The sequence below is a fragment of the Thermomonospora sp. CIF 1 genome, assembly GCF_001896795.1.
Lineage (GTDB): Bacteria > Actinomycetota > Actinomycetes > Streptosporangiales > Streptosporangiaceae > Thermomonospora > Thermomonospora curvata.
Genome location: NZ_MOYN02000026.1, coordinates 265,332 through 291,098, shown reverse-complemented (window position 1 = coordinate 291,098; position 25,767 = coordinate 265,332). Strand labels below are relative to the sequence as shown.

General features: G+C 71.6%; 16 protein-coding genes. 11 read left to right on the top strand and 5 right to left on the bottom strand.

Features of this window, described 5'->3' with window-relative positions:
* Positions 1–513 precede the first annotated feature (513 nt).
* On the bottom strand, positions 514–2,979 hold the full coding sequence (locus tag BUE48_RS23740) for a PEP/pyruvate-binding domain-containing protein (protein WP_286991080.1): 2,466 nt from the start codon (positions 2,977–2,979) through the stop codon (positions 514–516).
* 222 nt (positions 2,980–3,201) lie between these two features.
* Here BUE48_RS23740 and BUE48_RS23735 point away from each other — a divergent pair, with 222 nt between their 5' ends.
* The 3 genes from BUE48_RS23735 (at position 3,202) to BUE48_RS23725 (ending at position 11,472) form a co-directional block, all read left to right on the top strand.
* Positions 3,202–6,948 carry a SpoIIE family protein phosphatase gene (locus tag BUE48_RS23735; protein ID WP_286991079.1) on the top strand — a complete coding sequence of 1,249 codons (3,747 nt, stop codon included), beginning with the start codon at positions 3,202–3,204 and terminating at the stop codon, positions 6,946–6,948.
* Between the two features lie 79 nt (positions 6,949–7,027).
* Positions 7,028–11,179 (top strand): SpoIIE family protein phosphatase, encoded by a 4,152-nt coding sequence (locus BUE48_RS23730; RefSeq protein WP_286991078.1) that lies wholly within the window; start codon positions 7,028–7,030, stop codon positions 11,177–11,179.
* Positions 11,176–11,472, top strand: a complete 297-nt coding sequence (locus BUE48_RS23725) for an STAS domain-containing protein (RefSeq protein ID WP_012855074.1) — start codon at positions 11,176–11,178, stop codon at positions 11,470–11,472. The genes BUE48_RS23730 and BUE48_RS23725 overlap by 4 nt, the downstream gene beginning before the upstream one ends.
* Here the strand turns inward: BUE48_RS23725 and BUE48_RS23720 are convergent.
* Positions 11,469–12,812 carry a GH1 family beta-glucosidase gene (locus tag BUE48_RS23720; RefSeq protein WP_286991077.1) on the bottom strand — a complete coding sequence of 448 codons (1,344 nt, stop codon included), beginning with the start codon at positions 12,810–12,812 and terminating at the stop codon, positions 11,469–11,471. The two genes, BUE48_RS23725 and BUE48_RS23720, sit on opposite strands and share 4 nt — an antisense overlap.
* 162 nt (positions 12,813–12,974) lie before the next feature.
* On the opposite strand from BUE48_RS23720, the gene BUE48_RS23715 reads away from it, so the two are divergent.
* The 4 genes from BUE48_RS23715 to BUE48_RS24560 all read left to right on the top strand — a co-directional run bounded on the left by BUE48_RS23715 (position 12,975) and on the right by BUE48_RS24560 (position 16,471).
* Complete coding sequence (locus BUE48_RS23715) at positions 12,975–13,529, top strand: TetR/AcrR family transcriptional regulator (RefSeq protein WP_012855072.1); 555 nt, start codon at positions 12,975–12,977, stop codon at positions 13,527–13,529.
* A 166-nt stretch (positions 13,530–13,695) separates the two neighbouring features.
* Positions 13,696–14,808, top strand: coding sequence for a ferritin-like domain-containing protein (locus BUE48_RS23710; RefSeq protein WP_012855071.1), 1,113 nt, complete (start codon positions 13,696–13,698; stop codon positions 14,806–14,808).
* Between the two features lie 277 nt (positions 14,809–15,085).
* Complete coding sequence (locus BUE48_RS23705; protein ID WP_041440335.1) at positions 15,086–15,691, top strand: hypothetical protein; 606 nt, start codon at positions 15,086–15,088, stop codon at positions 15,689–15,691.
* 627 nt (positions 15,692–16,318) lie between these two features.
* Positions 16,319–16,471, top strand: coding sequence for a WD40 repeat domain-containing protein (locus tag BUE48_RS24560; RefSeq protein ID WP_353745310.1), 153 nt, complete (start codon positions 16,319–16,321; stop codon positions 16,469–16,471).
* Positions 16,472–17,142: 671 nt separating this feature from the next.
* On the opposite strand, the gene BUE48_RS23700 is transcribed toward BUE48_RS24560, so the two are convergent.
* Positions 17,143–17,529, bottom strand: coding sequence for a hypothetical protein (locus BUE48_RS23700; RefSeq protein ID WP_286991076.1), 387 nt, complete (start codon positions 17,527–17,529; stop codon positions 17,143–17,145).
* A gap of 1,643 nt (positions 17,530–19,172) precedes the next feature.
* Between BUE48_RS23700 and BUE48_RS23695 the strand changes: the two genes are divergently transcribed.
* Complete coding sequence (locus BUE48_RS23695) at positions 19,173–19,712, top strand: septal ring lytic transglycosylase RlpA family protein (RefSeq protein WP_286991075.1); 540 nt, start codon at positions 19,173–19,175, stop codon at positions 19,710–19,712.
* 57 nt (positions 19,713–19,769) lie between these two features.
* On the opposite strand, the gene BUE48_RS23690 is transcribed toward BUE48_RS23695, so the two are convergent.
* Entirely contained in the window at positions 19,770–20,135 is a 366-nt protein-coding gene (locus tag BUE48_RS23690) for a nuclear transport factor 2 family protein (protein WP_012855066.1), read from the bottom strand.
* A 291-nt stretch (positions 20,136–20,426) separates the two neighbouring features.
* On the opposite strand from BUE48_RS23690, the gene BUE48_RS23685 reads away from it, so the two are divergent.
* On the top strand, positions 20,427–20,795 hold the full coding sequence (locus BUE48_RS23685) for a YkvA family protein (protein WP_286991074.1): 369 nt from the start codon (positions 20,427–20,429) through the stop codon (positions 20,793–20,795).
* A 120-nt stretch (positions 20,796–20,915) separates the two neighbouring features.
* Here the strand turns inward: BUE48_RS23685 and BUE48_RS23680 are convergent, their stop codons facing one another.
* Positions 20,916–21,662: an IclR family transcriptional regulator gene (locus BUE48_RS23680; RefSeq protein WP_012855064.1), complete on the bottom strand. Its 747-nt coding sequence runs from the start codon at positions 21,660–21,662 to the stop codon at positions 20,916–20,918.
* 1,599 nt (positions 21,663–23,261) lie between these two features.
* Here BUE48_RS23680 and BUE48_RS23675 point away from each other — a divergent pair.
* Positions 23,262–23,687 (top strand): hypothetical protein, encoded by a 426-nt coding sequence (locus BUE48_RS23675; RefSeq protein ID WP_286991073.1) that lies wholly within the window; start codon positions 23,262–23,264, stop codon positions 23,685–23,687.
* Positions 23,688–23,905: 218 nt separating this feature from the next.
* Positions 23,906–25,699 carry a fatty acyl-AMP ligase gene (locus tag BUE48_RS23670; protein ID WP_012855062.1) on the top strand — a complete coding sequence of 598 codons (1,794 nt, stop codon included), beginning with the start codon at positions 23,906–23,908 and terminating at the stop codon, positions 25,697–25,699.
* Positions 25,700–25,767 lie beyond the last annotated feature (68 nt).

Here is a 25,767-nt window from a genome sequence, read left to right as displayed (position 1 = left end):
AGCCCGTGAGGGCCGGGATCACTGCCGTTCGCAGAAAGGGGTATCGCATGACGTCCATCATCGGCGCCGCCGGAGTCTTCATGGCCGGCGTGGCCACGGGCATCTGGCTGCTCGTCCTGCTGGGAGAGCTGTCCGAACGCCCGTCCGCAAACAACGGGTAGGGGCGGACGCCCATCCGCCTTTTGGGCTTGCGTCCCGGCTGACGCGACAAGGGCGGCCACCGGTATGCAGGACCCTTCTGGCCGAAGCGCCGGGAACGTGCCCTGTCCCATGACCTTTGCACCGGCAGCCCACCCTTTAAGAGGAGCTCCGGTTTCTCAAACCATGCCGGAGGGCGCGCCGAGCGAGCCGGTCCACTTCCACGGCAGTCGGACACGATGAGCTTTCACCACGTGGCCTTCAGACCCTGAGAACGCGGCCCCGGCGGTATCCGCGTCCGCGACACCCAGGCCACTGCATTACCCCGACTGCGAAGTACCCCCGGCGGCTCGGCGCCGATGCCCGGACGGGCCGTCAATCCGGCGGGTCGGTGAGGAGGACGGTGCCGGTGGCGCCGTCCACGGTGAGGCGCTGGCCGGTGCGGATGCGGTGAGTGGCGTCGGGGACGCCGATCACGGCGGGGATGCCGTACTCGCGGGCCACGGTGGGGCCGTGGGCGTTGGGGCCGCCGGTCTCGGTGACCAGGCCGCCGGCCGTCATGAACAGCGGGGTCCAGCCGGGATCGGTGGACGGGGCGACCAGGATCTCGCCGGGTTCCAGGCGGGCCTGGGAGGGGTCGAAGACCACCCGGGCGGAGGCGGTGACGGTGCCCGCCGAGCCGGGCATGCCGGTGAGCGCCCCGTCCTCGGCGATGGGCGGCAGCAGCGTCTCCATGTCGGTGCCGTCCCATAGCAGGACGTTGGGGACGCGGCGGCGGCGCAGCTCCCGCTCGTACGTCGCGCGGCGTTCGGCGACCAGAGCCTTCAGGTCGGCGCCGGCCACGGCCGCCTGGGCCTCCCGGAAGTACAGGAACATGATGTCGTCGGGGTGTTCCAGCAGGCCGCGCTCGGCCAGTTCCAGACCGGCCAGCAGAAGCTGGCGGCGGATCTCCTGCAGCAGGAGGGCCCACACCGACTTGGGCAGTTCCCGCAGCCCGCCGACCGCCCGGGCGCGGCGCAGCAGGAAACCGGCCAGGCGGCCGCGGAGCGGGCGGGCGCGGCGGACCAGTTCGCCGAGCGTTTCCTCGGCCCGGCGGGCGGAGGCGGCAAAATGCCGGTCGGGAGCCTGCTCGGGGTCGGTGACCTGCAGGTAGTTGGCGATCGCGGTGAAGACCGGGGCGGGGTCCTCCGACCAGCGGGGCATGCCGACATCGACCTCGGCGGCGGCGCGGTGCCCATAGTCGGCGAGGAAGTCCTCCAGCCCGATCTCCGGCAGCCTGCCCTGGCGGTACCGGGTGGCCAGCTCCGAGGGCGGGGTGCCGGTCAGCAGGTCGCGGTGCTCGCCCGCCTCCCGGGCCAGGCGCCACAGCCGCAGGTCCATCTCGGTGGTGACGTTGTGCGGCATGCCGCCCAGCACCGTCTTCACCTCCGCCGGGGAGGCGACGTCCCGCAGCAGCGCCACCGGCAGGTCCGCGGCCATGACGCCGGTGTAGACCGGCCAGAGCATGGCGTTCACCATGGCGCGGTCCAGGAACGACGCGTGGGCCTGCGCCACGAAGCGCAGCCGGTCGGCCGCCGTGGTCAGCCCGGCCGGGGACCGTGCCTTCAGCCGCAGCCGCGCGGCCTCCTCGAACGCCTCGGCCCGCACCCGCTCGGGGTGGGCGAGCGTCCGCACCATCCCGGCGGCCATGGACGGAAGCGTCCGAAACAGCATCACCGCCAGGGAGCGCCGGGAGAACGGCAGGCCGGGGCGCGAGCGGAACCGCCGGTCCTGCAGCACCAGCTCCAGGGCCTGTGCGACCCGCGGCCCCTGGATCCGCATCACCGCGAGCACGAGCCGGCGGGTCGCCCCGGCGCGCACCCAGTCGGTGACGTCGGCGAACAGGCGCCCGCCCACCTCGACCATGCCTTCCGGCCCGTCGATCGGGTCGATGCCGCGCCCGGCCCCGAGCGCGTTCCACCACGCCGTGATCGCCATCCGCATCACCGACATGCCCATCGGGGTGAACGGCCGGTGCATGCCCTGGGCGGGACTGAAGTTGAGGTACACCCGGGGCGGCGGGCGCCCGGTGTCCGGCGGCGGCGGGAACAGCCCGGTGACCGGGCGGGACTGCAGCAGCCACAGCGTGCCGGCGGCGTCGATCGCCCATTCGATGTCCTGGGGCGCGCCGAAGAGCCGCTGGACGCGCCGCCCGGTGGCGCGCAGCTCCTCCAGTTGCAGCGCGTTCAGGCAGCCGCCCCCGGACGCCGCCGGCACCCCTTCCTGCAGCACGTAGTGGTCGGGCACGACGGAGCCCGCGGCGACGGCGTCGCCCGGGCCGGGGGCGGCGTCCACGGTCATCCGGCTGCGGCTGCCGGTCACCGGGTCGGCGGTGAACAGCACCCCGGCCGCCCTCGGGTCGATCATGCGCTGCACGATCACCGCCATCCGGACGGACTCAGAGTCGATGCCGTGAGCCCGGCGGTAGGCGGTCGCGCGTTCGCTCCACAGCGAGTCCCAGCAGCGCCGCACGGCGTCGATCACCTCGTCCTCGCCGTGCACGCCCAGGAAGCTCTCCTGCTGCCCGGCGAAGCTCAGCTCGGGCAGGTCCTCGGCGGTGGCGCTGGACCGCACCGCCACCGCGCCGCCCCCCAGATGCCGGTAGGCGGCGGCGATCTCCGCGCGCAGCGCCGCGTCCATCTCGCCGCCGGAGCGCAGGGCCGCGTCGTGGGCGGCAGTGGTGACGCAGAAACCGTCGGGCACCCGCTCCCCGGCCCCGATCAGCCCGCCGAGCCCGGCGGCCTTGCCGCCCACCAGCTCGACCATGCCCGGCTCGATGCGGGTCAGCGCGATCACGTTCATCCCGAGGCCCCCTTGCGACCGTCCGGACGGCGGCCCGCCGGAACCTGTCCGGTACCCCGGCAGGGCACCGGCATTCCGTCCCACCTCAAGCAGGCGGGACGAGCGGACGCCTCACCCGCACAAGCGGGGGCGGGAGGCCCGCTTGTGGGTAGGGGCGTTCTGCGGCGGAACGAGGGGATGAGGCCGGCACCCGGCCCGGCGACGGGGACCCGGAGGACGGATATGAAGACAGACCGCGACCATGTGTTCCCCGGCGACAGCGAGATGGCGCGGTCGATGCGCGAGCTCGACTGGCCGGCCGTGGGCATGGGGGACCCGGCGGACTGGCCGGTGCAGCTGCGCGAGGCGTGCCGGATCATGCTGACCTCGCGGCATCCGGCGGTCCTGTGGTGGGGGCCGCAGCTGCGGTGCCTGTACAACGACGCCTTCCTGGAACTGCTCGGCGACCGGAGGCCGGCGCTGGCGGCGCCCGGCGCGCAGGTCTGGAGCGACGTCTGGCACATCCTCGGGCCGAGGCTGCAGGAGGTGCTGGAGGGCGCGGAGCCGACCTGGCTGGACCGGATGATGCTGCCGCTGAACCGGCACGGCTACCGGGAGGAGACGTACTGGACGTACGCCTTCAGCCCGCTGTTCGACGACGGCGCGGTCGGCGGGGTGCTCACCGCCTGCCACGACATCACCGAGCAGGTCGTCGGCGAACGCCGGATGGCCGTCCTGCAGCGGCTCGGGGCGCAGGTGGGGACGGCCCGGAGCGTCCGGGAGGCGTGCGAGCTGGTCGCCGAGGCGCTGCGGGAGGAACAGCGGGACATCCCGTTCGCCGCCGTGTACGCCCGCGACCCCGACGGCGACGGACCGGAACTGGTGGCGACCAGCCCGCCGGGCGCCGATCCGCGGCCCCGCGACGGCGGGCCGGGCGGGTGGCCGGTGGAAGAGGTGGCGCGCACCGGGCGGCCGGTGGTCGTGGCGGATGTGGCCGAGCGGTTCGGGGAGCTGCCGTCGGGCGGCTGGCCCGTGCCGCCCCGGGAGGCGATGGTGCTGCCGCTGCCGGGCGAGCACGCCTTCGGGCCGGTCGGGGTGATCGTGCTGGCGGCCAGTGCCGGACGCGCCCTGGACGGCAAATACCGCGCCTTTTTGGACCTGGTGGCCCGGCAGGCGGCCGGGCTGGTCAACGGGGGGCTGGCCTACCAGGTGCAGCGGCGGCGGGCCGAGGAGCTGGCCGAGCTGGACCGGGCCAAGACGGTGTTCCTGTCCGACATCAGCCACGAGTTCCGCACCCCGCTGACCTTGATCATGGGGCCGGTGGAGGAGCTGCGGGCCAGGCTGCAGGACGCCGAGCCGTGGGTGCGCAAGGACCTGGAGGTCATCCACCGCAACGGGCTGCGGCTCAGCAAGCTGGTCGACACGCTGCTGGACTACGCCCGCATCGAGGCCGGGCGGATGGAGGCCCGCTACCAGCCGACCGACCTGGCCGTCTTCACCGCCGACCTGGCCGGGATGCTGCGCACCGCGATCGAACGGGCCGGGCTGCGGCTGGAGGTGGACTGCCCGCCGCTGCCCGAACCGGTGTACGTGGACCGCAGCATGTGGGAGAAGGTGGTGCTGAGCCTGCTCAGCAACGCCCTGAAGTTCACCTTCGAAGGCTCCATCGCCGTCCGGCTGCGCGCCGAGGACGGGCAGGCGGTGCTGCAGGTCAGCGATACCGGGGTGGGGGTGTCGCAAAAGGACCTGCCCAGGCTGTTCGAACGGTTCCAACGCATCGAGGCCCCCCGGACGCGTTCGATCGAGGGCGACGGCGTCGCGCTGGCGCTGGTGCGGGAGCTGGTGCGCCTGCACGGCGGCACCATCACCGCCGACAGCACGCCGGGCAAGGGCACCACCTTCACCGTCCGGCTGCCCTTCGGGCACGCCCACCTCCCCCAGGCGTCCCTGGCCCCGGAGAGCGAGTACCGGGGCGTGTCCGGCCTCGCCGAGCCGTATGTGGCGGAGGCGCTGCACTGGGTGTCCGGGGACGTCCCCGAGGACATCGAACCGCAGGCCCCGCTCGGCCGCGCGGAACCGACCGCGCCTTTCCGGCCCAGTTCCGTGGGCCGTCCCAGCGGCCCGCCGGCCCGGGTGCTCATCGCCGAGGACAACCCCGACCTGCGCGGCTACCTGTGGCGGCTGCTGCGGCCGGGCTATGCGGTGCAGACGGTCGGCGACGGGCAGGAGGCCCTGGAGGTCGCCCGCGCCGACCCGCCGGACCTGATCGTCAGCGGGGTGCTGCTGCCCCGGCTGAACGGCTTCCAGCTGGTGAGCGCGCTGCGGGCGGACCCGCGCACCGCCGGGGTGCCGGTGCTGCTGCTGTCGGCGCTGGCCGGGGAGTTCTCCATCGAGGGCCTGGCCGCCGGGGCCGACGACTACCTGGTCAAGCCGTTCTCGGCCGCCGAGCTGCTGGCCAGGGTGCGGGCGAACGTGGAGCTGGCCCGGCTGCGCAACCACCACGCCCGCTGGCGCGCCGCTTTGATCGACTCCCTGCAAGAGGCGTTCTTCGTCATGGACGAAGACGGCGTCGTCACCGAGATCAACTCCGCTTTCACCGACATCCTCGGCTACGGCCCCGAAGGGCTGCCGTACCGGCCCGTGCAGCCGTGGTGGGCCGACGCGGTCACCGCCGGCCCCCGGGAGGGCATCGAGAGCGTGCGGGCCAGCAGCGGAAGCCGCATCATCCCGGTGACGCACCGCGACGGGCACCGGCTGTGGGTGGCGATCACCCTCAACGAGGTCGAGGACCCCGACACCGGCCGCCGCATGAAGGTCGGCACCATGCGGGACGTCACCGCCGAGTGGTTCTCCAACCGGCGCGACGCCGCGTTGGCCAATCTGGGGCTGCGCATGTCGGACGCCAAGAGCCTGCCGGAGAACCTGCGCATCGCCCTGGGCGAGCTGGCCCGGCTGTGGCAGACCCGGCGGGCGCTGGCGGTCACCTGGGATCCCGCCGGGCGGCCCCAGGTGCTCTGCAGCATCCCCGATGACCTGCCGGAGCCGCCCGGGGAGGTGCTGGCCACCGTCGAGGGCCTGCGCAACCGCCCGGTGCTGCGCCCGATCACCTTCGCCCGGCCCGCCGGGGTGGGCATCACGCTGGAGTACCCCGGCGGCCCGCTGGCGATCTGGCTGGAACCGGACCCGGTGCTGCCGTTCACCTCCCAGGACCGGTCCCTGCTGGTGGCGTTGTGCGGGTACATCGGCCAGTCGCTGCAGCGCATCTCCCTGGTCGGCCAGCAGCGGGAGATGATCCTGGCGTTCCAGCGCGCCATCTTGGGGCCGGGCGCCCTGCCGACCGAGTTCTCCGTCCGCTACGAGCCGGCGGTGCGGCCGCTGCAGGTGGGCGGGGACTGGTACGACGTGGTCGACCTGTCCAACGGCCGCATCGGCATCGTGGTGGGCGACTGCGTCGGGCACGGGGTGTCGGCCGCGGCCGTCATGGGGCAGATGCGCAGCGCCTGCCGCGCCCTGCTGCTGCAGCTGGCCAACCCGGCGCGGACCCTGACGGCGATGGACGGGTTCGCCGGCCGGATCCCGGGCGCGATGGGCACCACCATGTTCTGCGGCGTGCTGGACACCCGCACCGGGCGGCTGGTCTACAGCAACGCCGGCCACCCCCCGGGGATCTTCGTCCACCCCGACGGGCGCACCGAGCTTCTGGAAGGCGGCGGCGACCTGCCGCTGGGCGTGCTGCCGGAGCTGCCCAGGTCCACGACGACCTGCGCGCTCTGCCCCGGCGGCACCGTGCTGCTGTACACCGATGGGCTGATCGAGCGCCGGCACCGCTCCCTGGACGCCGGCATCCGGCAGATCGCCGCGGTGGTCCGCGAGGGCCGCACCGCCCCGCCGGAGGAGCTCGCCCAGCGGCTGATGGCCGTCATGCGTCCCGACGGCGGCTTCGAAGACGATGTGGCGTTGCTGCTGTACCGCCGCCCGGCCGCCCGCTGAGCCGACCGGCACTACTACATGTGTCCGTTTTGGGTAGAAGTGTCACTCTGTGGGGAGCCGCCGGGTGGGAGACGGACCGATGGGCGATGGCGCGCACGAGGATGCGGCAGCGCTGGTGCGCCAGGCGTCCGCCGAAGACGGCGAGATGGTGCGCCTGGTGCGCGAGTTCGACTGGGCGGCGGTCGGCATGGGGGACCCGGCGGACTGGCCGGCGGAACTGCGCGTGGCCTGCCGGATCTGCCTGAACTCCCAGTACCCGATGGTCGTGTGGTGGGGCCCGCAGATGCGGTGCATCTACAACGACGCCTACCGGCCGCTGCTGGGCGGCAAGCACCCGGCGGCGCTGGGGAGCCCGGGCGAGCAGGTGTGGGCGGAGGCATGGCCCCTGATCGAGCCGTCGATGCGGCAGGTGCTGGAGAGCGGGGTGTCGATCGGCGCCCAGGACGTCCCCCTGGAGGTGATCCGGCAGGGCTACCGGGAGGAGACGTACTGGACCTTCTCCACCAGCCCGCTGCACGGCAACGGCGCGGTCACCGGGGTGTTCACCGTCTGCGACGAGACCACCGAGCAGGTCGTCGCCAGGCGGCGGCTGGAGGCCCTGCGGCGGCTGGGGAGCCTGACGGAGACGCCCCGCAGCGTGCCCGAGGCGTGCCGGCTGGCCGCTGAGACGCTGCGCGAGGCGGAACGGGACGCGCCGTTCGCCGCGCTGTATGCCCGCAAGCCCGGCGGCGACGCGCTGGAGTTGGTGGCGACCAGCCCGCCGGGCATCGATCCGCGGCCCCGCGACGACGGGCCGGGCGGGTGGCCGCTGGAAGAGGTGATGCGCACCGGGCGGCCGGTGGTCGTGGCGGATGTGGCCGAGCGGTTCGGGGAGCTGCCGTCGGGCGGCTGGCCCGTGCCGCCCCGGGAGGCGATGGTGCTGCCGCTGCCGGGCGGGGAGGACGGCCGGCCGGCCGGGGTGATCGTGCTGGCGGCCGGCGCCGGGCGCCCCCTGGACGAGGGCTACCGCACTTTTCTGCGGCTGCTGGGCCAGGAGACGTCCGCGCTGATCAGCCGGGCGCTGACCTACCGGGCGCAGCAGCGGCGGGCCGAGGAGCTGGCCGAGCTGAACCGCGCCAAGACCGTCTTCTTCACCGACATCAGCCACGAGTTCCGCACCCCGCTGACCTTGATCGTGGGGCCGCTGGAGGAGCTGCGGTCCAGGCTGGGACCGGCCGACCAATGGGTGCGCGAGAACCTGGAGATCATCCGCCACAGCGCGCTGCGGATGACCAGGCTGGTCGACACGCTGCTGGACTTCGCCCGCATCGAGGCCGGGCGGATGGAGGCCCGCTACCAGCCGACCGACCTGGCCGTCTTCACCGCCGACCTGGCCGGGGTGTTCCGGGCCGCCGTGGACAAGGCCGGGCTGCGGCTGGAGGTGGACTGCCCGCCGCTGCCCGAACCGGTGTACGTGGACCGCGGCATGTGGGAGAAGATCGTCCTCAACCTGCTCAGCAACGCCCTGAAGTTCACCTTCGAAGGCTCCATCACCGTCCGGCTGCGCGCCGAGGACGGGCAGGCGGTGCTGCGGGTCTCCGACACCGGGGTCGGCATGTCCGAGCAAGACCTCCCCCGCGTGTTCGAACGGTTCCAGCGGGTCAAGGCGGCGCAGACCCGTTCCATCGAAGGCAGCGGCATAGGGCTGGCGCTGGTGCGGGAACTGGTGCACCTGCACGGCGGCACCATCGGCGTCGACAGCACCCTGGGCAAGGGCACCACCTTCACTATCCGGCTGCCCTTCGGGCATGCGCACCTGCCCGAAGGCGAGCTGGTCCCCTCCACCGAGGAGGAAGTGTCGCCCACCGCCGACCCGTACGTGGAAGAGGCGCTGCGCTGGCTGCCGGGGGACCGGGAAGACGAATGGACGGACGTCTCCGGCCCGGCGGAACCGCACCTGGTGGGAGAGGCGGTGTCGGCCGGCGAGCGGGCCCGGGTGCTCGTCGCCGACGACAACGCCGACCTGCGCGACTACCTGCGGCGGCTGCTGCGCCCCGCCTACCGGGTCAAGACGGTGGCCGACGGGGAGCAGGCCCTGCGGGCCGCCCGCGCCGACCCGCCGGACCTGGTCATCAGCGACGTGATGATGCCCGGCATGGGCGGCCTGGAACTGGTGTCGCGGCTGCGGGCCGACCCGCGCACCGCGGACGTGCCGGTGCTGCTGCTGTCGGCGCTGGCCGGGGAGCGCCACTCGGCCGAAGGGCTGGCCGCCGGGGCCGACGACTACCTGGTCAAGCCGTTCTCGGCGGTCGAGCTGCTGGCCAGGGTGCGGGCGAACGTGGAGATGCACCGGCTGCGGCGCCAGCACGCCGCCTGGCGCAGCGCCCTGTTCGACTCCCTGCAAGAGGCGTTCTTCGTGATGAACGAGCAGGGCGAGGTCATCGAGATCAACAACGCGTTCACCGACCTGCTCGGCTTCGGCCCCGAGGGACTGCCCTACCGGCAGCCGTTCCCCTGGTGGCCCGACCCCGACACCGAGCCCGAGGCGCACCGCCGGACCGCCGAGCTCGTCTCCAGGATGACGCGCCGCGCCAAGGGCAGGCACACCACCCCGCTGCGGCACCGCGACGGGCGCCGGGTGTGGGTGGCCACCGCCTACAACGAGGTCTTCACCCCCGGCACCGGGGAACGCCGCATCGTGGGCACCCTGCGCGACATCACCGCCGAGCGGGCCGCCGCCCAGCGCGACATGGCCCTGGCCAACATGAGCCTGCGGCTGTCGGGGACGGACTCCCTGCCGCAGACCCTGCGGGCGGCGCTGGAGGAGATGGCCGGCTTGTGGGAGCCCGCGCGGATCATCGCGGCCACCTGGGACGAAGGCGACCGGGTACAGGTGATCTCCGGCGGGGCGGAGATCGGCTGGGAGGACCTGCCCGCCCCGGTGCGCGCCACCATCGAGGACCTGCGCCGCCGCCCGCCGCTGCGCCCGGTCTCCTTCGCCGACCCCGCGGGCGTGGGCATCACCTTGGAGCATTTCGGCGGCCCGCTGGTGATCTGGATCGAACCGGACCCGCACCGCCTGCTGACCTCCGAGGACCAGCCGCTGCTGATCGCACTGTGCGGATATCTGAGCCAGGCCCTGCAGCACATCTCGGTGGTCAGCCAGCAGCGCGAGATCGTGCTGGCGTTCCAGCGCGCCATCCTCAGCCCCGGCGAGCTTCCCGGCGGGTTCTCCGCCCGCTACGAACCGGCGGCCCGGCCGCTGCCGGTGGGCGGGGACTGGTACGACGCGTTCGGCTTCCCCGACGGCCGCATCGGCATCGTGGTCGGCGACTGCGTGGGACGGGGCGTGTCCGCCGCGGCCGTCATGGGGCAGCTGCGCAGCGCCTGCCGCGCCCTGCTGCTGCAGCTGGCCGACCCGGCGCTGACGCTGGCGGCGATGGACGGCTTCGCCGAGATGGTCCCCGGGGCGGTGGGCACCACCGTGTTCTGCGGCGTCCTGGACCCGCACACCGGGCGGCTGACCTACAGCAGCGCAGGGCACCTGCCGGGCATCGCCGTCCACGCCGACGCCCGCACCGACCTGCTCGAAGAGGGACGCGGCACCCCGCTGGGGGTGGTGCCGGGCATGCCCAGGCCCGACGGCGAGTACCTGCTGCCGCCGGAGACGACCCTGCTGCTGTACACCGACGGGCTGATCGAACGCCGCGACCGCTCCCTGGACGTGGGGATCGGCCAGGCCGCCGCGGTGGCCCGGCGGTACCGCCGGCTGCCGCTGGAAGACCTCGCCCAGCAGGTCATGACCCGGCTGATCCCAGAGGGCAAGGGCTATGACGACGACGCGGCCCTGCTGCTGTACCGCCGCCCGCACGGGCTGCACCTGTCGTTCCCCGCGGACGCGGCGCGGCTGGCCGCCGTCCGCGCCGAGCTGCGCCGCTGGCTGGAGGGCTTCAACCTCGGGCCGGCACTCACCCAGCGGGTGCTGACCGCCGCCGGGGAGGCGTGCGGCAACGCCGTCGAGCACGGCCGCGGCGACCACCCGGGCCGGCTGGTGCGCCTGACGGCGTCCGTCACCGGTGAGGAGCTGCAGGTGACGGTCGCCGACTCCAGCCGCTGGCAGTTCCCCCACCAGGGCGGCGGGCAGGGGCACGGCCGGGGCTTGGCGCTGATCCGCGCGCTGATACACCGGGTCGCCGTCGAGCACGGCCCTACCGGAACCACCGTCGATATGCGTATCGGGATCGCCCCATGACCACGCCACTGCAGCTCACCGTTCGCCGGCGGGACGACGGCACCCCGGTGCTGGCCGTCGCCGGCGAGATCGATTTCAGCAATGTGGAGACCTTCCGCGAGGCGATCGCCCGCGCCGCCGGCGACGACGAGCTGCTGGTGATCGACCTGACGGGGGTGCACTACCTGGACAGCGCCGCGTTGGCCGCGTTGTTCGCCCATGTCCGGCACATCGAGCTGATCGTGCCGTCCCTGCTGCGGCCGGTGCTGACGATCTCCGGGCTGGACGTGCTCACCACGGTGCACGTGGCCTAAGAGGTGCGCCTGGCGCGGGCGATGTGGTCGCGGTACCAGGCGAAGGAGGTCTTGGGGGTGCGGCGCTGGGTGTCGTAGTCGATGTGCACCAGGCCGAAACGGGGGCCGTAGCCCTCCGACCATTCGAAGTTGTCCATCAGCGACCAGACGAAGTAGCCCCGCACGTCGATGCCCTCGGCCAGGGCGGTTTCGACGGCCTGCAGGTGGGCGCGCAGGAAGTCGATGCGCTCGGGGTCGTCCACGGTGCCGTCGGGGCCGGGCGCATCGTCGTAGGAGCAGCCGTTCTCGGTGATGAGGATCGGCGGCAGGGCGTCGCCGTGGGTGCGGCGCAGGTCGCGCAGCAGTGACAGCAGCGCGTCCGGGACGACGGGCCAGCCCATGCCGGTGACCGGGTGCCCGGTGATCGGGACGATCTCGAACGGCAGCGGGCCGCCGGCGGGCGGGGCCTGCAACCGGGTCGGCTGGTAGTAGTTGACGCCCAGGAAGTCGATCGGCGCGGCGATCGCCGCCAGGTCGCCGTCGCGGACGTAGGAGGCCGGGTCGGGGCCGCCCAGGGCCGACAGGTCGGGCAGCGTCCCGTGCAGCACCGGGTCGGTGAACAGGCGGTTCATGAACAGGTCGAAGATCTGCGCGGCGCGCCGGTCGGCCGGGGAGGACTCATCCTGCGCCCAGGCGGGGGAGTAGTGGTTGGCCAGCCCGATCTTTTGCCGGCGGCCGTGCTCGCGCAGCGCGGCGACCGCCAGGCCGTGGCCGAGCAGCTGGTGGTGGGCGGTGGGCAGGGCGTCCAGCAGGAGGGTGCGGCCGGGGGCGTAGACGCCGAAGGCGTAGCCGTAGGCGGTGACCACGACGGGCTCGTTCAGGGTGATCCAGTGCTCCACCCGGTCGCCGAGCCGGCCGGCCACCAGCGCGGCGTAGTCGGCGAAGCGGTGGGCGGTGTCGCGCGACAGCCAGCCCCCGGCGTCCTCCAGGGCCTGCGGCAGGTCCCAGTGGAAGAGGGTGACGAAGGGGGTGATGCCGCGCTCCAGCAGCCCGTCCACCAGCCGTTCGTAGAAGTCCAGGCCCTTGGGGTTGGCCGGGCCGCGCCCGCCTGGCTGCACCCGGGGCCAGGCGATGGAGAAGCGGTAGGCGTCCACGCCCAGGTCCGCCATGAGCGCCAGGTCTTCGGGCCAGCGGTGGTAGTGGTCGCAGGCCACGTCGCCGGTGTGGCCGCCGGCGATGCGGCCGCCCTCGTGGCAGAAGGTGTCCCAGACCGACGCGCCCCGGCCGTCCTCGGTGACGGCGCCTTCGATCTGGTAGGCGGCGGTGGCCACGCCCCAGCGGAAATCGGCCGTGAACGCCATCGGGCCTCCCGAAGAAGTGAGGAAAACTCGCATTTTATGGCGGGGGGCGGAACGGTTCGAAGACCGCCGGTAACAGGGAAGAATGAGAACGTGACGCCCACCCGGTCGACCCCCCTACGCCGCCGTCCCGCCCAGCGCCGCAGTGCCGAGCGCGTCCAGCGCATGCTCGACGCCTGCGCCGAGATCCTGGACGAGGTCGGCTATGACGGCCTGTCCACCACCCGCATCGCCCAGCGCGCCGAAGTGGCGATCGGCTCGGTCTACCAGTTCTTCCCCGACAAGCGGGCGGTGGCCCAGGCGCTGGCGCTGCGCAATCTGGAGATGTTCGGCGAGCGGGTCTCCCGGCTGCTGGCCGAGGGCGACTTTCAGCACTGGTCCGACCCGGTCGGCGGGATCATCGACATCTTCGTGGAGATGAACCGCACCGTCCCCGGCTTTCGGACGCTGCGCTTCGGGGACGTGGCCGACGTCAATCTGCTGGAGGAGACGGCCGACAACAACTCGGTGGTGGCCCGGCGGCTGCGGAAGCTGATCGTGGAGGCGTTCGGCGTGCCCGACACCCCCGAGCTGGCGCGGGCCATCGCCATCGCGGTGGAGGCCGCCGACGCGGTGCTCAAGATGGCCTTCCGCAACAACCCCGACGGCGACCCGGCCACGGTGGCGGAGGCCAAGCGGCTCATCCACGGGTACCTGGCCGGTCACATCGACACTCCCTGAGCGGGACGGCGCCCGGGCGGGAGTGATCTGCGACACCCAAAATGACCATGTGGTCACTCAGTGAGGTGATGGCCGCCGAAGTATGGTCGCAGCTCACTTTACATGCTAGGAAGACCTGTAAAGGCCGGTGGGAGCGCCACCCCCCGCCTCACCGAGGAGGCTTCCCATGAGCTCTTTCGACCACTACGTCACCGAACTCCCCGATGACATCTGGAAGGTCCCCATGGCCGGGGACGTCCGCTTCACCTGGGAGTACGACGACGGCCGGGACCGGTTGCTGGCCCTGTACCAAAAGGGCAAGGACAAGCAGTGGGACGCCCAGTCGCGCATCGACTGGGACCAGGAGGTGGACCCGACCAACGTGGCCGGGTTCCCCGAGCAGTTCAACCCGCTGTTCGGCTCGGAGATCTGGGAGAAGATGACCGAGGCCGAGCGCAAGGAGTTCGGCCGCCACAACGGCTCCTGGCTGTTCAGCCAGTTCCTGCACGGCGAGCAGGGCGCGCTGAACGTCTCGGCCCGCATCGTGCAGACCGTGCCCGACCTGGACTCCAAGTTCTACGCCGCCACCCAGTGCATGGACGAGGCGCGCCACGTGGAGGCCTACGCCAAGTTCATCCACGAGAAGATCGGGATGTACTACCCGATCAACCAGGACCTGGCCAAGCTCCTCAAGGAGGCCCTCGACGACAGCCGCTGGGACCTGGCCTACCTCGGCATGCAGGTGCTCATCGAAGGGCTGGCGCTGGCGGCCTTCGGCCTGTACCGCGACATGGCCACCACCCCGCTGGTCAAGCAGCTGCTGGCGTACGTGATGCAGGACGAGGCGCGGCACGTGGCCTTCGGCCGGCTGGCCCTTAAGGACTACTACGCCGAACTCACCGACAAGGAGCGCGCCGAGCGCGAGGAGTTCGTGATCGAGGGCTGCTACCTCATGCGCGACCGGTTCAAGGGCCGGGAGGTTTTCGAGAACCTCGGCCTGCCGGTCAAGGAATGCATGGAGTACGTCGACAGGTCCGACATGTACTCGCTGTACACCTCGCTGCTGTTCAGCCGGATCGTGCCCTGCGTGAAGGACATCGGGCTGTGGGGTCAGCGGGTGCGCGACGCCTATGAGGCCATGGGCGTGCTGGACAACGCCAAGGCCGACCTGACCGCCCTGATGAAGCAGGACGAGGAGATCGCCGACCGCTACGACGAGGAGCGTCACCAGCGGGAACTGGCCGCCCGGCGCAAGGAGGTCGCCGAGGCCATCGCGCTGGGAGCGGGCGAGACCGAGTAAGGGCCTTGAGCGCACCGGGCGCCCGGCCGCAGCGCCGGGCGCCTTTGCTTTTTGCCTGCCGGACTTGCCGCCATAAAACCCGGAATATCGCGGCGGCCGGTCGTTTTACTTTCCTCACCGGAGGATCACAAATTCCTCTTCGAATTCGTTGTGCTTGACCTGCGGATGTACTAGCGTGCCCGCTCGATGGTGCCGCTTGGGCCGCGGCGCATACACCAGGTCAAGCACATTCTCGGGGGGAAAGGTGAATCGATCTTTCAGTAATCTGATCCGGGCCTTGGCACTGGCTCCGGTGGCCGCGGCCATCGTGCTGATGGCGGGCTCGGCCGTGCCGGCGCGCGCTATGGCGGCACCGCGGCCCGGCGCCGTTGCGGTCCCGGTGCAGACCCTCGACCAGGGGCGGCGCGCCGAGACCGACTGGCCGAAGTCCGCCACCGAGACGCTGCTGTCGGCCCTGACCGGCCACGAGGCCCTCGGCACGGCCACCCGCTCCTTCGGCCTGGACCCGGCGCGTGCCGCGTGCCTGTCCGCCCCCGGCCTCGGCAGCCGGCTGTGCGGCGGCCCGCTGCTGCGGCCGGACGCCCAGCAGGCGCAACGGCCGAACGGCCGGCTCGCGGCTCCGACCGCCCCGCCCGCCGCCGACCCCGCCGGCGCCGTCCAGCCCGGCCAGCCGGTGTTCGGCGCCCTGGGCAGCCCGCGGGTGAGCCCACCGGCCAACGCCCGGCGAACCCCGGACCCGGCGGACGAGACCTCGACCGCCTCCGGCGAGACGCTGCCGGCGATCCTGCCGAGCGGCCTGAGCGGACTGCTCGGCGGCCTCCCCGGCACCACGGGGACTCTTCCTCCCTCGTATGAACCGGGGTCGGCGCTCTCGGAGGACTGAGCCTGTTCAGCACGCAGCTCTCCTGCAGTCGGGGACGGGTAAGCCACCGACGGGAACGAAGCCGCGGCCTGCGACGGCCCGGCACCGGGACCCGCCGGGGCTCCCGTCCCAGGCGTATGAGACCACGTGGCGAAAGGGTTCCCTGAGGTTCTTCAAGCGAAATCGAACGGGACGCACCAGGGCGAACCGGGCGCCGGGAATGCGGAAGGCGTTGCGGCGTCGCCCCTGAAAGCCGCAGAACCGCTGGGAGCGTCTTCGCCGCCGAATCGGTGTGCCGGTCGGATCCGGACCCCCGTCTCCTGGCTGTCGCCACTCACGCCGATGACCGGATGGTAAGCGCCTGCTCGTCCGGGGAAAAGACGCCGCCCCTCTCAGACGGCGCCAAGGCCTTGGGGCCAGGCCACTATGAGCCCGAAGCCGGATCGGCGCCATCGTCCAAGCCGCACCCGTCCTCAACGATGCTTGGCAGTGACTTTCGCTGAGAAAGCCCCACCGGAGGCCAGACGGGCATTGACTACGGCAGGCTCCGTCTCCGTGCCGCCCTCACCGGGCACAAAGAGTGGGTCAACTCACTGATGTTCAGCCCCGAATGGCCTCACTCTCGCCACTGCAGGTGGTGACGACACTGTGAAAGTGTGTGAGGCCGGGACTGGCTGGCTTTTTGCAGCCTGCACCGAATATGGACGCCTAATCTGGTTGGTGGCTTTCAGTCCTAACGGCACTGTCCTCGCCACCGCAAGCGACGACTCCACCGCGAAGCCACGGCGGGTAGCGAACTGAAATTCTCTCATAATGAGAATTGGCCCCAGGTATTGCCCGGGAGCAGGGCGGCGTGGACGCGCCGATCCCGCCGTGGGCTCACGGTGACATGACACACCGAGCCGGGCGGGTAATCGGTGCCGCACCCGGAAGGCGGTGCACCACACCAGCGGCGCTTGCCGGAACGGCCCCAAGGCATCGGAGTCCCCTTGAGGTGCCGGGTAGGCCGCAAGCAGCCGGACCGGATACCGGCCCGCAGGACGGGGAACGTCGAGCATGGCACGGTAGGGAACCCCGAGCCCTTGGATGTTGGGTGGATCCGGTGGCGAGGGCATCTGTTGTCAAGGTCTTTGCGATTTGCAGAGAGCAACGACGTGATGTCCCCGACGTTCTCGGTGCCCTCGGTGCATGCTTCGTCCCCGGGACTGCACCGTGCCGTGTCACCCTGGGGTGAGGGTGTGCTCGTCCGCTCGCTGTAGGCGCATCTCCCTGCTCTCCGGTGGTGTGGCACTCCGTGCGTCGCCCGCCGCTGCCTCGCCCTCTCCCAGTGTCCTTGCGCGTGCCTCCCGGGTCTCGGCGGTATCGATCGTTGAGCAAGCCTCGCCGGGAGTCCCGGTGGGCTCGGCGTCACCCCCTGGACCCCGCCGGCCTTCGGGTGACGCTGGACGGTGATTTCCGTTCAGGGAGCCCCACTATTCATTCGGGATCCAGTTGTATGAATAAAAGGCGGCGTCCATGTCCTGGTAGGCGCGGCGTATCAACTCCAATGTCTGCTCACGAGGAATCATGTTCCGTCTTGGGTATTCTTCGAGAAGCCCGCCCACATGCATCTCGAGCATCTCTTCTTCATCGGATGTCTCGAGAAAGTATGATGTCCCCTCGTACAAGTACTCGGGCAAGGCGTAATCGCCGTCAACGTCGATCATCAAGTACTTTTCTGCTTCTTCATCCTCGCAGGAGATGGTGAAGGGGCTGGAGTGATCGATAGAGTGAAAGACCTCATCCAGCTCCTCTATCCTCACTTTTCTGTGGTCGTCGGGGCTGTGGTAGTCATAGTGCTGTATGGATATGGTGGGCATCGGACTTCCGACGTCATCGCAATCTGATGAACTTGTCTATTGCCCTAGCGTAGTAGCCCGCCATGAGGATCGCCCCGTATTTTGTCTGTTCCCGCACCTTAAGGCAATCCAGGTTCAGCCGCCTCGCATAGCCCGCCATGCTGTTGAAGTAGTGCGGACACACATCCCTGTCGACGTAGAGGATGGTTTCCCCTGCTGTGCCTGAAGGTCTTTTCTTGAGAAAATACATCCCCTCTGCGGGGTCCTCCTAGGAGGGTCGCGCGATGCCATTTCCAGGATGGGGAGTAGGGCGAGGAGTCCCGCCGTTCATGCCATGATAGGAATTCTCTTTATGGTCGAGCCTGGCGAAAGTGTGTTCCTTTATCTCTTCCTTGAGAGTCACGCGGTGTAAGGTTTCGCCCGGTCCGGACGGTAGACCGAGTCCTCTCCGTAGATTCCTCAGGTCGCCGCTTACGACCTCTACCGCCGCCCGCCGTTGTGCTGGAGCGCATGGCCCAGGCCTGGAAGGTCTGCCCGGGTGGTGGGGTTGAGAACGTAGGCGTGCGGGTCGGGTTGGGGGCGAGTCCTAGGGGGTCGGGGCTGAGGTACCGCCCGATGCAGGGGTCGTAGTAGCGCTGGTGGTTCTTCAGCAGTGTCCGCCACAGCCCATTCCGTCCGTTCGGGGTGCTCGGTGATGCCGCAGGTGATCCACTCGGCCTCGGCGATGTCGTCTTCGGCCGCCACCTCCGCGAGCCGCGATGCCACCGTGAAGGCATGGCGGGGCGCGGATAGCAGCCGACTTTCGCCTCCGGAACCGGCCACGACCTTGGGCGGCCTCGGCCGCAGGCCGGTGGAGCGGACCGAAGGGTCCCTGGCGCAACCCGAAGACCCCCGGCTCGGCATCCAAGGTGACCGTGGCTATGGCCGCTCCCAGGCGTATCCCCTTGGGGTGACGGGTCACCGATCGTCTCTACGGTTCTCCGGCACGCCCATGGTCGAAGAGCAGCGGCACCGCTTCCTCCGACCCCTCTAACGCGTGCTTCGTCCTGGTATGTCCTGTTCGAAGGCGGTGAGAGAGTCTCGCCGAGTGTCTCGACCCTTCCCGGGGCGGCGGGTCCGTCAAAGTGTGAAACAGCAGCTCAAAGGGGGTGTGCTCGGGAAGTCTCGGACTGGGTGCCCCTTGCTGTTTCCTGGCGGATATAGTTCTGTTATCTCCGCGAGATGGGCATGGTGGTGCGCGTAAAAATGATCTTGAATTTGGTCACAATGTGCACATGAGTGAATTCATATTGCGCAAGAATGGCGTGACAAACCCCACAAAACCCCCTGCGGGGTCTTGCGCCGTGGCGGAGAGTGCGTACGGTCTTGGACCTGTGCGCGGTCTCGGTGAACCGGAGACACCGGAATGCGAAAAAACCGATGCCGCGCCTGCCGGACGCAATTACATGTCCGCAATGACGCGGGCCTGCCGGCCTGCGGGCGGGGGCGATTCATCCCCTGTGCGCAGCCGGGTCGGCGCGGTTTTTTCGTCCGCCGGCCGCTTCGGTCGCAGCGGGTGGGAAAACGCGCACCGCCGTCGTGGCGCCCTTTGCGCGGCGTGACCACAGCGCCGGGGCGGGCGGCGGAGGCGTCCGGGGTCCTGTCCCCGATCAAAGGATCTTTTCGTGCGTGCTCGTCTTCGCACCGTCCTGATCGTTTCCACTGCGGCGCTCGCGGCTTTGGCGGCCGGGGCCTGGGTGCTGCGCAACGGCACCGAACCGGCCCGGGCCGCGGCGGTGCCGCCCGTCGTTCCCGGCCCGCCGAGCGGAGGGCCGCCGGCGCACCGGGAGACCTCTGAACCCGCACTCGCGTCGAAGACCGCCCGGCAGAGCCCTGCCGTGCGCAAGAAGCGGAAGCGAACCCGTTACCGGGTCGTCGGCTCCGGCAAGTGCCGGGCGTCCTACTACTGGGAAGGACAGACCACCGCCAGCGGTGAGCGGTTCGATCCCGGCGCGCTCACCGCCGCGCATCGGACCCTGCCGATGAACTCCAAGGTCAAGGTCACCAACCTCAACAACGGCAAGTCGGTCGTCGTCCGCATCAACGACCGCGGCCCCTTCGTCGGCGGGCGCTGCCTGGACCTGTCGCGCGCCGCGATGGCCTCGATCGGCGGCACCCGCGCCGGGGTCGTCCCGGTCGAATACCAGGTGCTCGCCAAGGCGTGAGGCCGGGGCCGGTCACGGCGGCGCAACCGCCGCCGTGACCGCCGCGGGCGGCCGCTTTCAGACCGCCTCGTCGGGAAACAGCGACTCGCGCCGCACGATCCGCCCGTCGCGGAAGTGGTGCCAGTCGGTGAAACGCAGCCGCACCTGCCGGCCGTCGCGCAGCCGCCCCTCGAACCGGCCGCGGACCGCCACCCAGTCGGTGCCGGGCAGCACCTGGTCCAGGAAGTGCCGGCCGGACTCGATGATGCGCTCGTGCTCGTAGAAACGCCGCAGGGCCTCGATCCCCACGATGGTCGGAGTGCCCTGCCGCTCGTAGACGATGTTCTCGTCGAACAGCGCCAGCATCTCCTCCAGCCGGTGCGCGTCGACGTGCTCGTAGTAGCTGCGGACGATGGACTCGAGTGTGGTCGTGGCGTGCGCCATTACGGGCTCCCAAAGGGGGTGAAGAGCTCCGGGACCGGTCGAAGATCGACAGTGGCGCACGCTACATCCCGCAAGCTGCGGCTTCCAGAGGGAATGACGAGATCGCGCGGAAATGTGGCGTCTTTGCCAGAAGGGCGGCCGAACACTTGTCGCGGCTGTCTTGACCCGCCCGGCGAGGACGCGCTAGCAGGCCGGTGCGCCCGAGATGGGAACTAATGAGGGGTTTGGGGCGTCTTATCAGAGCGTGGGCGCCTCGGGGGCGCGTCCACCCCCTGCTTTCGGAGGACGATCATGCGCGTGAGCCGGCGAGTGGTGGCGGCGGGCCAGGCGTGGCGGATCTACAGCGAGACCACCCGGCCGGGGGCCCCGGGCCTGGGCGCGCGGCTGCGGGCGCTGCCCGGCATGATCCGTGACGTGCTGCGCGGCGAGTACCGCGGGCTGGGCCGCGGCAGGCTGGCGCTGCTGGCCGCCGGGCTGGTGTACCTGGTCTCCCCGCTGGACGCCGTCCCGGAGTTCATCCCCTTCCTCGGGGTCGCCGACGACCTGGGCGTGGCGCTGTGGATGCTGGGCACGCTGGTGTCGGCCACGGGCGACTACGTTCACTGGCGGCGCGGCCGTCCCCGCGTGCTGACCGGGGAGGTCGCCGCCGGCGCGCGGTGAGCGGTCATCGAACCTTTGCCGACGCGTGGCCTTAGGTGCCGGGACGTATCCAGGCCACATGGCATCGGCCCTCACCGCGATGACCCGTCTCGACCTGCAGAGACGGTGCGGTGAGAAGGCTCACTGCCCCGGTGTCAGGTCGCGGACGAAGTCCGCGGCGACCCGGCGCATGATCGGCACCACGTCGGCCACCATCTCCCGGGTCAGCCTGCCGGACGGGCCGGAGACCGAGATCGCCGTCGGGGTCGGCGCGTCCGGCAGCGGCACCGCCACGCAGCGCACGCCGATCTCCTGCTCCTCGTCGTCGATGGCGTAGCCCACTTTCCGGATGTGCTCCAGCTGGGCCAGCAGCACATCCGGGTCGGTGATCGTGTGCGGGGTGTGGGCGGCCATGCCGGTACGGCCGATGATCTCCCGCACGGTCTGGGGGGGAAGCTGGGCCAGCAGCGCCTTGCCCACCCCCGTGCAGTGCGGCTGCACCCGCCGTCCCACCTCGGTGAACATCCGCATGGAGTGCCGGGAGGGCACCTGCGCGACGTACACCGCGGCGTCCCCCTCCAGCACCGCCATGTTGGCGGTCTCCCCGACCTCGTCCACCAGACGGGCCAGCGCGGGCCGCGCCCAGCTGCCCAGCAGCCGGGTGGCGCTCTCGCCGAGCCGGATCAGCCGCGGCCCCAGCGCATAGCGCTTGGACGGCCCCTGCCGCACATAGCCCCGGTTCACCATGGTCCGCATCAGCCGGTAGATGGTCGGCATCGGCAGCCCGGACCGGTCGGTCAGCTCCGACAGCGCCATCTCGCCCCCGGCGTCGGCCAGATGTTCCAGCAGATCGAAGGCGCGTTCCAGGGACCTTACGGCCTCGGCCACCGACGACTCCTCTCCCCGGACTGCCCGGTCCCGTGAATCGGCGGGCGTCCCCATCTTACGGAGAGTTGTTTTCGCTCTGCGGAACGAGGATCGGGCGTTACGCTCCGCGACCGCCGGGCAATACTCACAAGGCCCGGCGCCGGACGCGCCGACCCCCTGGCGAGCACCTCACCGTGTGGAAGGACGGCGATCGTGGCACTGGGGGAGCCGGCCTTGACCCCTTCCTCCGGGCGCACCACCGGGCGCGCGCTCACGTGCGCGGGGCTGGCCGGCGCGCTGGCGTTGGCAGGCCCGCCCCTGCCCGTCGCCGCGGCCCTGCAGGCGGCGCCGCCGGAGACCCGCGCCGAACCCGGGTCGGCGGCCTATGCCGTCACCGTCCGGCCGCACGGCCCGGTGGCCCGCGATGTCACCGTGGTCCTTCGCGCCGTGTCCGGAAGCGGCCCCGCGCGGCCGCCGCACTGGGGCGATCACCCCTCCTACTGCGTTCCCGCCGAGCCGGGCGGCCCGCTGCGCTGCACGCTCGGCGACGTGGAGCACGCCGTGACGATGCGGGTCACGCTCCGGACGTCCACCCGGGCATCGGGGCTGACCGTCGTCACCACCGTGGAGGATCGCTCGGGCTCGACCCTGACCGTGCGGGTGCGTCCCCTTCGGCCAGCCGGGACCGCGGGCGAGTCCACCGGCCGCTCAAGACGCCAGGACCGTTCTGCCGGGAGAACCGGTGATGAGCCCGTTCCCGAGGACGCCAAGGGACGCGCCGGGCGGGCGGAGCGGGAGAGCGGAAAAACCCGCAGCGAGCGTGCCGTGAAGGGCGACGGACCCGCCTCCGGTGGCGTCGGCGGCCATGCCGAACGGCTGGAGCGGAAGAACGAAAAGCCCCAACAGCGGAAGCCCCGCGGTGAACGCACCGCAGGGGGCGAAGGATCCGCCTCTGATGGCGTCGAGGGGCGCGCCGGCAAGAAGCCCCGGCAGCAGAAAGCCCCCGGTGAACGCACCTCCAACAGCGTCGGGGACCGTGCCGGGCGGCCGGAGCAAGAGAGCGGGAAGTCCCACCGGCAGCAGGCCCCCAGTGGGCGCGTCGCAGAAGACGGCAGCGGTGAAGGGCACGCCGAATGGCCCCAGGAGCCCCGGCCCGCGCCGGTGATTCCAAGGACCGCGCCCGCCCCCGGCGGGTCGAGGAGAGCGCCGGGCGGCCCGCCCCGGCCCGGGAGCGGGATGACGGCACAGCCGAACACGACGCCGGGCGGCGCCACCGTGAGCCCGGGCGCGGGACGGGGGAACGCGCCGGGCACCGCGGAGGGCTTCCAAGGAACGCCCGACCGGACGGCGGTGCCGGGCGTCCCGGCTCCGGCGCCGAGCGGCTCTGGAGGGACGGGCGGCCCCGGCGGGCGGACCGACCGGGAGCCCGGCCGGTCTCCGGTCGCGCCGGACGGGCAGCTCGGCGCCGCCGGCTCATCTCCGGCGCCGGCCACCGGGGGCGTGCCGGGCCGGTCCCCGGCGGCCGGAAAACCGAAGCAGCAGCCGCGAAAGCCCGCGGCCGAGCCGGGCGAGAGCGGTAAGGGGCATGCCCCGGGCACCGGGACGGACGGGCAATACCCCGTGCCCCGGCAGCCCGCGCAGCAGTACCCCCTGCCGCACCAGCCCGCCCCGCAGCGCCCCGTCCCCCAGCCGCCGGCCCCGGAGGTGAACGCCGAGCAGGTGCCGGTCCTGCCGGTGCAGCCGGGGCAGGGGGCCGCGCCCGCCCCGCCGGGACGGGCGCCGGGCGAGATGCCGCTGCCGCTGATCACGCCGACGCCCCCCGTGGCGCCCTCGCCCTCGTCGTCGGCGCCGCCGCCGGTGGTGGATCAGCCGCCGAACATCGGCGACGGAAGGGTCGCGCTGGCCACCCCGGCCGGGGAGGACAAGGGCACCCCCTGGCCGGTGGTGCTGGGGATCGTGCTGGCGGCCGAGGCCGCGCTGCTGTGGATCGCCGCGTACCTGGGACTGTGGCGGCGACGCATCATCGCAGGTAAAACAAGCCGCTGAGACGCAACAGAGGGCCGGTCGTTATCACCGTCCTGACAAAGGACTCCTCCGCTAATGTTCGCGGTGAACGATGCGGGCGCCTGCGGCCATTCGGTAGTTTGCGGCGCGATGATCGCCGCCGCCGGGACGAGCGGGCCGCTCGGACCGGCTTCTTTGCTCGTCAGCCGGCGGTGCCCCTTCCTCCGGCGCCTTCCGGCCCTCTACCGGGAGAACGAACCATGGCACTGGGTGCGCTGCTTGCGGAACTGTCCCCCGACGCCCCCGACCGCAGGCCGCTGATCGAGCTGATCGGCCGCTGGGCGGCCGAGAAGCCCGACGCCCCTGCGTTCACCTTCGTGGACTACTCGTCGGACCCGCAGGGCACCCCGATCACGCTGAGCTGGGGGGAGACCGTCCGCCGGGCCCGGGCCACCGCGGTGGTGCTGCGCCGCCACGCCGAGCCGGGCGAGCGCGCCGCGCTGCTGCTGCCGCAGCGGCACGAGTACATGCTCACCATGCTGGGCGCCATGTACTCCCGCGTGGTGGCCGTCCCGCTGTTCTCCCCGGACCTGCCCGGCCACGCCGAGCGGCTGCTGGGCGCCTACACCGACTCCGAGCCGGCGGTGGTCGTCACCACCCGCTCCGCGCAACCGCACGTGGAGAAGTTCCTGGCCGACCACGACGTGCAGCAGCCCCGCCACATCATCTACGCCGACGAGATCGACCCGGCGCTGGGCGAGCAGTGGCAGGACGAGCCGATCGGCCTGGACGAGGTGGCCTACCTGCAGTACACCTCCGGTTCGACCCGCCGCCCGGCCGGGGTGCAGATCACCCACGGCAACGTGGAGGCCAACGCCAAGCAGCTGTGGGCCGGCTGGGCGCCCGAGCACCCCAGGCCGGAGCTGGCCAGCTGGCTGCCGCTGTTCCACGACATGGGCCTGATCTCGGCGATGGCGCTGCCGATGGTCAAGGGCGACCACGTCATCTACACCGACCCGGTGTCGTTCCTGATGAACCCGATGCGCTGGCTGGAGATGCTCTCCGGCCGCGAGTGGGTCTACACCGCCGGGCCGAACTTCGCCTACGACTACGTGGCCAGCGTGGTCGACCCCGAAAAGATCGCCGGCCTGGACCTCAGCGGCCTGGTCACCTGCCTGAACGGGGCCGAGCCGATCCGCCCGGCCACGCTGGAGCGCTTCTATGAGGCGTTCGCCTCCACGGGGCTGCGCAAGGGCGCCCAGGCCCCCGGCTACGGGCTGGCCGAGGCGACGGTGTTCGTCTCCGCCGCCGCCGACACCGAGACCCCGCCCAAGATCGTCACCGTGGACCGGGACCGATTGTCCAAGGGCGAGTTCGTCCCGGCCGAGGAGGGCGCCGCGCGCACCAACGCGCTGGTGTCGTGCGGGCGCCCGGTGGGCCAGTACGTGGCGATCGTGGACCCCGACACCTGCACCGAGCAGCCGGACGGCAGGGTGGGGGAGATCTGGGTGCACGGCCCCAACGTCGCCGCCGGCTACTGGCGCAACTCCGAGCGCAGCCAGGAGACCTTCGGCGGCGTCCTGAAGGACCCGGGCGACCTGCCCGCCGGCCCGTGGCTGCGCACCGGCGACTACGGCGTGATCTACGAGGGCGAGCTGTATGTCACCGGGCGCATCAAGGACCTGATCATCGTCGACGGGACCAACCACTACCCGCAGGACATCGAGCTGACCGTCCAGGAGGCGCACCCGGCCATCCGGCCCGACCACGTGGCGGCCTTCGCCGTCGAGGGGGAGGAGACCGAGCGGCTGGTCGTGGTGGCCGAGCGCAACCGCCGGGTCCCGCTGCGCCGGCTCGACCTGGAGGAGGTCGAGAACGCCGTGCGCAGCGCCATCAGCGTCGAGCACGAGATGAGCGTGCACGAGTTCGTCTTGGTCGAACCTGGCGTAGTGTCACGTACCACCAGTGGAAAGGTGGCCCGGTCCGCGACCAGGCAGCGCTACCTCAACGGGGAGCTGCAGACCACGGCCGCGCGCCTGGCCGCCAACGCCTAGCGTCCCCGGCGCCCCCGCCCCCGCGCCGCACGGCAGTCGGCGCGCCGTCGCCCGACACCGGGGCCGCG